Origin of the sequence: Bartonella sp. TT29SHDZB (assembly GCF_042193395.1) — a bacterium.
In the GTDB taxonomy this organism is placed as follows: domain Bacteria; phylum Pseudomonadota; class Alphaproteobacteria; order Rhizobiales; family Rhizobiaceae; genus Bartonella.
On sequence record NZ_JBHILQ010000051.1, the window covers coordinates 1 to 3,461 of the forward strand.

Annotated in this window: 3 protein-coding genes; all 3 read right to left on the reverse strand. The window is 35.5% G+C overall.

All coding sequences use genetic code 11. The features are described 5' to 3' along the window. Positions 1-697: 697 nt before the first annotated feature. A complete protein-coding gene (locus ACFIJJ_RS09145; protein ID WP_375646728.1) occupies positions 698-1,168 on the reverse strand; it encodes an SMI1/KNR4 family protein in 471 nt (156 codons plus the stop codon). A gap of 251 nt (positions 1,169-1,419) precedes the next feature. Further along, positions 1,420-1,782: an HNH/ENDO VII family nuclease gene (locus ACFIJJ_RS09150; RefSeq protein WP_375630439.1), complete on the reverse strand. Its 363-nt coding sequence runs from the start codon at positions 1,780-1,782 to the stop codon at positions 1,420-1,422. Positions 1,783-1,869: 87 nt separating this feature from the next. Then, on the reverse strand, positions 1,870-3,461 hold a 1,592-nt coding region (locus tag ACFIJJ_RS09155), incomplete at its 5' end, for a DUF6990 domain-containing protein (RefSeq protein WP_375646730.1).

Here is a 3,461-nt window from a genome sequence, read left to right on the forward strand (position 1 = left end):
ATGCGTTATTCTAAAAAGAAGAAACTTACACTTTTAAATACTCTACTTTGAATTGCTTTAAGACTTTTAAGAAATCCCATCTTAAAGTGAATAGGCTTCTTTTGAATTGCCTTTAAGAGGTTATACCGTAATCTAAAATGATAGCTTTATGCTTTTCAAAAGCTTTGTTTAAAGAGAGTTATATATATTCATTTTCTTATATTACTTATAGGTTTTGAAGGTTTCTCAAACCCTCAAAATACTCAAAATCTTCAAAACTCATAACCATAATGGTCTTGATAGCACTTCTTATGAGTTACAAACTATCTTTTGAAGGCTTTAAAAGAGCATATGCTTTTCATAAAGCACATTTTAATCACTCACTAAAATAATCTAGTTTGTCAGTTCAATTTACTGACACATAACTGACAAGTTTTAATCAATTCACATCATTGGTTATCTTTAAAGATTGTACTCTTGATATGAATTATGTCTTAAAAACATTAACCTATTGAAATATTATGTTTTTAATTTTTTCTCATTTAAAAAAATGCCATAGGGGCTAAAAAGAACTGACAACACTGACATAGGTCTATTAAAAGGTATTTTTCTCATCTCTATAATTGTCAGTTTCTATTGAGATGTTTTCATAACAGGCAATAAATCGCAATTATCCTATTATCAACTAGTTGTATAACATCATCTAAGGTATAGGTTTTCATGAATTTCCCCCTGCATACTCTTTAATTCTTTTACAGAGAAATTCATAAAAATTACTTGCGTAATATTCGGAATCTTCAGATGTATACTTGAGATAGAGTGGGCATTCACCATCCCGAAACTGCGTATAATCAAAATAAAAGGTTTCACCAAAATCAGTTGTGCAGATAACAAGTTGTTTGGGGTCCGTAAAGCCATCTCTTCTATCAAGCAAATTTCGGTAAACAATATCACCAGCAGGAATACCTGCACAGATTTCATAAATACTGAATATTTCTTCACCTCCAACTTCTCCGCCTCCATAATTTTTTAAAAAACCCTTATAGGAAGAGGTAAATTGTAAATCGAGAGTGTTCTCAGCTGTTTTAATCCGTACATCATCAGGGGCATTATCTTTAGTACCAAAATTAATAGCATGACTATGCATATCAATATATTGTGCAACATCCGATAAAGTATAACTTTTCATAAATTTTTCTCCATAAGTCACAGTGTGTTTTTACTCATAATGAGTGTTTCTACTGATCAATATTCTCTACTATAGCCAATGGAATTTGGATTACATTGATAGAATATAAAGGATGTTTTCTTGAAGGAGCTCTTTTCTCATTTGTCTCTGTGCAATCATCTCGCATTTACAATATATGATATAATTAAAGGGGATGATCATTAAAGCTTAGAGAGCGCCTTTTAGTGTCATTACTCCAATATTTGCAATAATTACTTTTTCTTTTTTCTTGCTGAGGAGTCTTTTTTTGAAATCCAACAAATAACTTTTCTGATAAAATTTTCCTTTGGCTTCATAGGCGCAACAAAACTCTTGTCTTGATAAAATGAGTAGAGAACCTCAGCCATAGGACCTTCTTGTGTCATAGGATATAACATAATAGGCCTACAATCGACTCCAATAGGAGCTCTTCCTGATACCATTCTTTCCACATTTGTACCTGTTACTATCTGTCCTTTTTCTTTCCAAGAAGAAACTGTTTCAGGCTCAAACAGCTCATCTCCCTGATAAACTTTTTTACCTTTAAATTCCACAGGTTCAGCTGCTCCCATAATTTTTTTCTTTATCCATTTCATGATTCATAAGCCCCTCGATTTTTTCAAAATAATCAATGTATTCTTTGTTCTAAATAGACTTAACAAACTCTCCTTCCAAGAAGGAGGTTATTCCTCGCTAGAAAGCTCTAAGTGACTATCAAAATCTTTTGCTACCCATTCAATCAAAGCGTAGCTCACTTGCTTCACCTTTGCTACTTCTTTGGCTAAAGCTAATGCACGTTCAAGGTGGGTTTTGTTGATGCTCTCGTCAAAGCCTAGGTGATCACCTGCCGTAAAGCTTTTCTGATAAGATTGCAAGGCTTCAACATCACCCAATAAAGCAAGAGCGCCAAGATGAAGTAAAGCATAATCCGTATCATTTGCTTTAAACGTGGTGCTTTTTTCCCAAGGAGCAGCGCCATAATCAGAGCGAAGTCTTTTAGAAAGGTCAATGTCTTTGACTGACCATTCTAGCGCATCATCAAGTGCTTGCTTTAAGCGATCCGCAGTAACTTCTGGTTCAAAGATTTCTAATCCCTTGGCTTCAAAATTAAGCTGTATATCTGGAATATCTTCCGTGTGGGTAGGATCAATGAATTTACAAGCGGTGGAAAGAATGCCCGTGCTAATCATAAAGGCGCTATCAAATTGCGGGTAGTCTTTGGCAATTTCGTCGTTATAAAGAATGTCTACTTCACGATCAGCCAATTGATAGCTTGCCATATGGTCATTCTCATTGATTTTCTCGGTTGACCAGCCTAAGCTTTTCAAAAGTGCATGAGCACTTTCCATGGTGAGACGATCATCAGTGTCATCCGCTTCATTTACTTCTTCTGCCACTTCAACAGAAGTTGTTTTAGAAGCAACAGATGCTGTTTGCGCATCCAAGCTTAAAATCGGTGCATTTTTCGGAAAACCTGCTCGATAACCCCGTGCAAGAGTAAGAGAGTTGTCAATCGTATATTTCGTGATACCTTCCACAAAGCCTAGATGGTTCTTTGCCCTGAAACTTTCCTTATAAAATTTGAGCTTTTCAATATCACCAATCAGAATGAGTGCTATAAAGTGACGTGCCACAAGGTGAGCTTCACTGTTTGTTGGCAAAGCGGCATAATCATAGATGATTTGATTGACATTTTGCCGATCAGCCCACTCAAGTATATCTGTACAAATCTCCTTTAGCTTGCCTTCATCCAATTCAGTACTAGAAACTGTATAAAATTCTTCTGCCTCTTTGAGAGCTATATATTGGGGCAATCTAGGAAACATCTCTCTATGAGCAGTAGAAAAGCCAAGTGTTGAAAGCGAAGCCTTAAATACAACAATCGGCTCTTCTTCATCACTTTGAAGACTGTACATTATATTGATGATACGGTCTTTACTTACAAAATAAGCATTGCGATCATAGTTCTTATCGCGATAAACTGTCCACCCCATCCTTTTTAAGTCTTCAGAAACTGTATTAAGAAAAGACAAATCTTGCAAACTAAGACGATCATCTATGGCTTTTCGCTCATTAAAGATTTTCAGATGCTCTTCAGCAAATTGAACGGCGTGATTAACATACTTCTCCACTTCACGGTCTTCTAAATGTCCAGAAATCGTACCTGCTTTTACGGCATTTTGATAGGATTTCAGGATATCAATTTGACCTGTCAATGCTAAACAAGCTAAATGCCAGACTATACGTATATTGTAGCTATACTTTTGAACACGTG

Bases quoted from the DNA above. Each gene is read 5' to 3' on its own strand.
- ACFIJJ_RS09150 (WP_375630439.1), bottom strand. From the start codon at position 1,782: ATGAAATGGATAAAGAAAAAAATTATGGGAGCAGCTGAACCTGTGGAA.
- ACFIJJ_RS09145 (WP_375646728.1), bottom strand. From the start codon at position 1,168: ATGAAAAGTTATACTTTATCGGATGTTGCACAATATATTGATATGCAT.